6 protein-coding genes are annotated in these 6,379 nt (G+C 69.0%); 4 read left to right on the forward strand and 2 right to left on the reverse strand.

What is annotated here, in order from left to right:
* Positions 1–131 precede the first annotated feature (131 nt).
* The gene (locus tag ASD55_RS15050; protein WP_056767352.1) at positions 132–1,031 is read left to right on the forward strand and encodes a PhzF family phenazine biosynthesis protein; all 900 of its coding nucleotides are present in this window, start codon (positions 132–134) and stop codon (positions 1,029–1,031) included.
* 50 nt (positions 1,032–1,081) lie between these two features.
* Here the strand turns inward: ASD55_RS15050 and ASD55_RS15055 are convergent, their stop codons facing one another.
* Positions 1,082–1,663: an outer membrane beta-barrel protein gene (locus ASD55_RS15055; protein WP_056767354.1), complete on the reverse strand. Its 582-nt coding sequence runs from the start codon at positions 1,661–1,663 to the stop codon at positions 1,082–1,084.
* 295 nt (positions 1,664–1,958) lie between these two features.
* Between ASD55_RS15055 and ASD55_RS15060 the strand changes: the two genes are divergently transcribed.
* From ASD55_RS15060 to ASD55_RS15070, 3 genes are read left to right on the forward strand one after another with little or no spacing between them, the layout of a single operon-like run.
* Positions 1,959–3,278, forward strand: a complete 1,320-nt coding sequence (locus tag ASD55_RS15060; RefSeq protein WP_056767357.1) for an amino acid permease — start codon at positions 1,959–1,961, stop codon at positions 3,276–3,278.
* Between the two features lie 51 nt (positions 3,279–3,329).
* A complete protein-coding gene (locus ASD55_RS15065) occupies positions 3,330–3,866 on the forward strand; it encodes a (2Fe-2S)-binding protein (protein WP_056767360.1) in 537 nt (178 codons plus the stop codon).
* Positions 3,863–6,115, forward strand: coding sequence for a molybdopterin cofactor-binding domain-containing protein (locus tag ASD55_RS15070; protein WP_056767363.1), 2,253 nt, complete (start codon positions 3,863–3,865; stop codon positions 6,113–6,115). The genes ASD55_RS15065 and ASD55_RS15070 overlap by 4 nt, the downstream gene beginning before the upstream one ends.
* 15 nt (positions 6,116–6,130) lie before the next feature.
* Here the strand turns inward: ASD55_RS15070 and ASD55_RS18950 are convergent, their stop codons facing one another.
* On the reverse strand, positions 6,131–6,262 hold the full coding sequence (locus ASD55_RS18950; RefSeq protein WP_255357490.1) for a hypothetical protein: 132 nt from the start codon (positions 6,260–6,262) through the stop codon (positions 6,131–6,133).
* Positions 6,263–6,379: the final 117 nt, after the last annotated feature.

A 6,379-nucleotide genomic window follows, 5' to 3' on the forward strand; every position in this document is an offset into this window, starting at 1 on the left:
CTGTCCGGGGCGCACAACCCTCTTATTGTGCCGCAAATCGGTGCGCCGCCCGCAGTCCGCCGTAGCGGGAGGGTGGCTTTCCGGCTTGCCGCTATCATCGAACCCCTCCCCATCACCCGCCGCTACCGACCATGCCCGACACCTTCCGCTTCCTGCAGCTGGACGTCTTCGCCAGCCGCCTGTTCGATGGCAACCCGCTGGCCGTGGTGATCGGGGCGGAAGGACTGGATGGCCAGGCCATGCAGCGCATCGCGCGCTGGACCAATCTTTCGGAAACCACCTTCCTGCTGCCGCCGAGCACGCCGCAGGCGGATTACCGCGTGCGCATCTTCACCCCGCGGCAGGAGCTGCCGTTTGCCGGCCACCCCAGCGTGGGCAGCGCGTATGCGGCGATCGAGGCCGGCCTGGTCGACGCCGGCAAGACGGCGCTGATCCAGGAGTGCGCCGCCGGCCTGCTGCCGGTGCAGGTGATCGGCCAGGGGCCGACGCGGGTCATCCACGTGCAGGCGCCGCCGGCGCGGATGCACGCGGTGGACGATGCACGGCGCGCGCAACTGGCATCCGCGCTGCAAGTGGAACTTGCCGGGGATGAGGTGGTGCTCGTGGACAACGGTCCGCACTGGCTGCTGTGCCAGTTGGGCGAGGCGGCAACCGTCCGGGCACTGAGGCCGGACATGGGCGCCCTGGCGGAAATCTGCACGCGGCAGGAAGCCGTCGGCGTCGGCGTGTTCGGCCGCCAACGTTCCGGCGATGCGGCGATGGCCGTGCGCGCGTTCTGCCCGGCCGACGGCATTCCGGAAGACCCGGTCACCGGCAGCGCCAACGCGGCGATCATGGCCTGGCTGGCCGCGCGGGGCGATCGCGACGGCTACGGACTGAACTACCGCGCCAGCCAGGGCCGTGAAGTGGGTCGCAACGGCATCGTCGAGGTGGCCCGCGACGCGGCCAGCGGCGCGGTCACCATCGGCGGCGCCTGCGTGATCGGCGTACGCGGTGAACTGACGCTTGATGAGCCGACCGGTCACGCATAAAGAAAACGGCCGCCCAGGGCGGCCGTTCTCCTGCACCAGCTGCGCGAGACTCAGAAACGATATTCGGCAAATCCCGACAGCGAGCTGACGGCTTGCTTGGCCTTGGTGCCATACACCGTGGCACGGCCGTGGTACTCGTCGAAGTTCACGCCCAGACTGAAGTGCGGCGTGATGTCGTAACCGACGCCGACGCCACTGTAGGCGCCATTGCCGCTGAAACTCTGCGAACCAATTCCGCTGACTTTCGTATCGAATTTCGAACGGAACCAGCCTGCACGCACGGACACGAACATCTTGTTGTTGAACGTGTATTTGTAGTTCGCGCCAACCACCGGGCCGGACAGCTTGGCGCTGGCACTGTAGGCGCCATCGTAGGCCGACACACTGGCGCGGCCGAGATTGACATAGCCCGCCTCGACACCCAGGCCACCGGCACCGCTGCCCAGATTCCAGGCATAGCCCACGCGCTCCGCCGAACTGGTACCGGTGTTATCGGTGTAATAGCGGCTGTGGAAATGCGACTGGCCAAGATTGCCGTTGATGAAGAATGCGCCCTGGTCGGCAGCGAAGGCGCTGCCCGAGGCTGCCACCATAGCGATCGCTATGACGGACATCTGAATACGCTTGTTCATGAAATCCCTGTTTGATTTTTGCTTGATTTGCCCGGCGCCCGAGGCGCGCGGCGGCCCATTCTGCGCGAAAGGCAGGCCGCGGCCAATCCCTGCAGGATTCTGCGAAAAATCGACAGCGCCACGCACACCCCTTCAAGGCGCCCATCCATCACATGGAGCACGTACCCGTGAGTGGACGTCGTGCCAAACGACCCATCGGAGCAACGTAACGACCGTGACCAACATCGGGGCGGAGCTTGCCTGCGCCACGGCAGTACAGCGACCATGCGTGCTTCCTCCCACACCGACTCACTCCATGCCTCGTACCGATCCCGGCTATCAACGCAGCCTGCGCCCCTGGGACGCCGCCCTGATCGTGGTCGGCGGCGTCATCGGCGGCGGCATCTTCCTTACCCCCGGCGTGGTGGCGCAGCGCACCGAGTCCGGCTTGTGGCTGTTGCTGATGTGGGTGGCCGCGGGCTTGCTCACCCTGCTGGGCGCGCTGTGCTACGCCGAGCTGGGCGCCCGCCGGCCGCATGCCGGCGGCACCTATGTCTACCTGCGCGAGGCGTTCGGGCCGCTGGCCGGTTTCCTGTTCGGCTGGACCATGCTGCTGGTGATTTATTCCGGCTCCTCCGCCGCGGTGGCGACGATCTTCGCCAGCTATGCCGCACCGCTGTTCGGCCTGTCGGCGGCCTGGTCGCTGCCGTTGACGATCGGTGCCCTGGTCTTCGTCACTGGCATCAACCTGTTCGGCATCCGCCTTGGCGCGCAGATCCAGAACCTGTTCGCCCTGCTCAAGCTGCTGGCGGTGGCGGTGCTGGTGGCTTGCGGGCTGTTCTTCGCCGGCGCCGGCCACCAGCAGGTGCTGGCCGTGGACCCCGCGCGCCACGGCGTGGGCTTCATCGGTGCGGCGCTGCCGGTGCTGTTCGCGTACTCGGGCTTCACCTATCTCAACAACCTCGCCGGCGAAGTACGCGAGCCGCAGCGCACCTTGCCGCGTGCGCTGGCGCTGGGCATGGGCCTGGTCATCGTCGCCTACGTGCTGGTCAACGTGGCCTATCTCGCCGTGCTCGGCCACGCCGGCCTGGCGGCCAGCAACGCGCCCGCCGCCGACGTGATGCAGCAGGTGGCCGGGCCGATCGGCGCCAGGCTGATCGCGTTGGGCGTGGCCATCTCCACCCTCGGCTTCTGCAACATCACCCTGGTCGCCGGCGCGCGCGTGCTGCAGGTGATGGGCGAGGACGGCCTGTTCTTCCGCGCCGTGGCCCGCCTGCATCCACGCTGGCGCACGCCGAACGCCGCGTTGCTGCTGCTGTCGGGCTGGGCGATCTTGCTGGCGCTGGCTTTCAGCTACGGCCAGCTGCTCGACTACGCCACCTTCGGCGACTGGCTGGCCTGCGCGCTGGGCGTGGGCACCCTGTTCTGGTATCGCCGCCATGACGACACGGCAGACGGCTTCCGCGTGCCGGGCTATCCGTGGCTGCCGCTGCTGTTCGTCGCCGCGGTGGTGGCGGTGGTCGTCGCCACCCTGCTCGACAACCCGCGCAGCTCGGCCATCGTGCTGCTGGTCATGCTGATGGGCGTGCCGGTCTACTTCGTCTGGCGGCGTCTGTTCAGCCATCCACTGCCCTAAGCGGACGGCGGCAATGCCACAATGTGCGAATCGACCTCAAGGAGATGATGGATGGCGCCCGTGCAAGCCCAGGTCCTGCCGCCCCCTCCGGAAAGCGGCATCGTTCCGGAAAAGATTCGCGACGGCATCGACCTGCTGATCAATGGCGAGCACTACCGGCATACCGGTGATCCGCAGATGCCTCTGCTGTGGTACCTGCGCGACGTGTTGCGGCTGACCGGCACCAAGTACGCCGGCGAGCACGGCGGCAGTGGCGCCGACCTGGTGCTGCTGGACGGCAAGGCCGTCTCCGCGATCGCCCAGCCGCTGGCCAGGCTGGCCGGCAAGGCGGTGGTCACCGTGGAAGGGCTGGCCGCCAACGATGGCAGCCTGCATCCGCTGCAACAGGCCTTCATCGACGAGGACGCGATCGGCTGCGGCTACTGCACGCCGGGCTGGCTGATCGCCGGCGTCGACCTGCTGCGCCGCAAGCCGCACCCGGGCGACGACGACATCGACCAGCTGCCCAACCTGTGCCGCTGCGGCTGCCAGACCCGCGTGCGCCGCGCGATCAAGCGCGCCGCCGCCGGCAAGGCGGGCCAGCAATGAGCCAGGGCATCCGACTTTCGCGCCGCCGCTTCCTGCAGGTGCTCGCCGGCACCGCGGGCTCGCTGCTCGTCGGCATCCGCTTTGCCGAAGCGACCGACGCACCGCTGCCACCGGCACTGCTGGGCGACAACGTCCACGGGCTCGGACCGTACGTGCGCATCGACGAGGACGGCAGCGTGCTGATCGGCGCGCGCGATCCGGACACCGGCACCGGCGTGGCCACCTCGCTGCCGCGCATCATCGCCGACGAACTCGACGTCGACTGGAACGACGTGCGGGTGGTCGCGCTCGGCCTCGGCGTCGACAGCCGAAACGGCAAGCCGGTGTGGAGCTACGGCCACCAGGTGGGCGGCACCGGCACCTCGATCCCCGCCGCCTGGCGCGACCTGCGCCAGGCCGGTGCGGTGGCGCGCTGGCTGCTGCTGCAGGCCGCCGCGCGCCGGCTGGGTCTGGCCGCCAGCCGCCTGCGCAGCGAGAACGGCATGGTCATCGCGCCCGACGGTCGCCGCTTCAGCTACGGCAGCCTGGCTGCCGACGCCAGCAAGATCGCCCTGCCCACCACCTTGCCACCGCTGAAGAACCCCGCCGATTACCGGCTGATCGGCCACGGCGTCGGCGACGTCGACGCGCGCGCCATCGTCACCGGCCAGACCCGCTACGCGATCGACCACTTCTACGGCGACGCCGTGGTCGCCGTGCTCTCGCATTGCCCCTGGCCCGACGGCAAGCTGGCACGGATCGACACCACCGACGCGCTGGCCGTCGACGGCGTGCTGAAAGTGGTGCAGCTGCGCCCCGAGCCCGGACAACCTGCGGGCAGCACCGTGATCGCCCCGGCCGTGGCCGTGCTCGCCGAAAACACCTGGGCCGCGCTGCAAGGCCAGGCCAGGCTCAAGCTCGAATGGAAGCCCGGCGCCAGCGGCGACGCCAGCAGCAATACGCTGGAACAGCAGGCGCTCGCCCTGGTCGGCGGCAAGAGCGCGCCCACCACCCGCGTACGCAACATCGGTGACGCCGACGCCGCCGGCAAGAAGGCTGCGCGCCGACTGGAGGCGACCTACTTCCAGCCGTGGCTGGCGCACGCCACCGCCGAGACGACGAACTGCCTGGTGCGGCTGGACAAGGATCGCGCCAGCCTGGTGGTGCCCACCCAGGCGCCGCAGGAAGCCTCGGCCGTGGTGCAGCGCCTGACCGGCCTGGCCGCGGACAAGATCGACATCCGCGTGCCGCGCGTGGGCGGCGGCTATGGCCGCCGGCTCGATCACGACTACGTGGCCGAAGCGGTGATGCTGGCCAAGGCGATCAACAAGCCGGTGCGCCTGCTGTGGTCGCGTGAACAGGACCTGCGCAACGACTACTACCGCAGCGGCAGCGTGCACCAGCTGGGCGCCATCATCGATCGCAAGCGCCAGTTGCTGGCGTGGAACCAGCGCATGGCCAGCGCCTCCGCACTGACCGGACGCGGCGTGCCGCAGGATCATCTGTGGACGTCCGAATTGCAGGCCGACCAGTTCCCCGCCCCGCTGGTGCCGAACTATCGCAGCGACTGGTACGCGCTGGAATCGGCCACCCCCCGCGGCCCGATGCGCGGCATGCCGCACCTGAGCAATGCGTTCGCGGTGGAAAGCTTCATCGACGAAATCGCCCACCAGATGCGCGAGGACCCGCTGAAGACGCGCCTGCGCATCCTCGGCGAAGCGCGCCAGCTGCCGCTGGACAACGGTCGCACGCTGGACGTCGGCCGCCTGGCCAACGTGCTGCGCCTGGTCGCCGACCGCATCGAGTGGAAGAACTGGCTGCGCACCGTCAACGGCCTCGGCATCGCCTGCTGGCACGTCGACGGCGCCTACGTCGCGCACGCGATCGAGGCGGCGATGCAGGGCGACAAGCTCACCATCCAGCGCGTGGTCTGCGCCGTCGACGTGGGCCGCGTGATCAACCCCACCGGCCTGCAGGGCCAGGTCGCCGGCGCCACGCTGGATGCGCTGTCCATCGCCATGAATGCCGCCATCACCGTCAAGGGCGGCCAGGTGCAGCAGCACGACCTCAGGGATTACCCGCTGGCCAGCATGGCGCAGCTGCCCAACGACGTGGAAGTGATCACCGTCGACGACGAGCGTGACCCCGCCGGCGCCAGTTTCCTGGCCATGCCCACGGTCGCCCCCGCGCTCGCCAATGCGGTGTTCCGCGCCAGCGCGGTACGCGTGCGGCGGTTGCCATTGATGAAGGAGCTGCTGCGGCTGCTGTAGTGGTGCCTGTCCCGATCAGCCGGCGCTGGCGCAGCCATCCGGCCTGGTCACCCGCTCCGTCGATGGCGGGTACTTCGCCAGCAGCGCCGCCGCCCGCGTCGGCCGCGGGCTGAAGCCGCCGCCGCAGTTCGGGCAGGTGCCGTGCAATACCTGCTCCACGCAGTGCGCGCGACGTCCCCCCGGTTTTGAGTAGCACGTCGGTTTGGAGTCCAATCCCCCATCCGAAGGAGATTGGACGTGAAGAAGCGGTTTACCGAAGAGCAG

This window comes from Rhodanobacter sp. Root561 (genome assembly GCF_001427365.1).
Taxonomy (GTDB): Bacteria; Pseudomonadota; Gammaproteobacteria; order Xanthomonadales; family Rhodanobacteraceae; genus Rhodanobacter.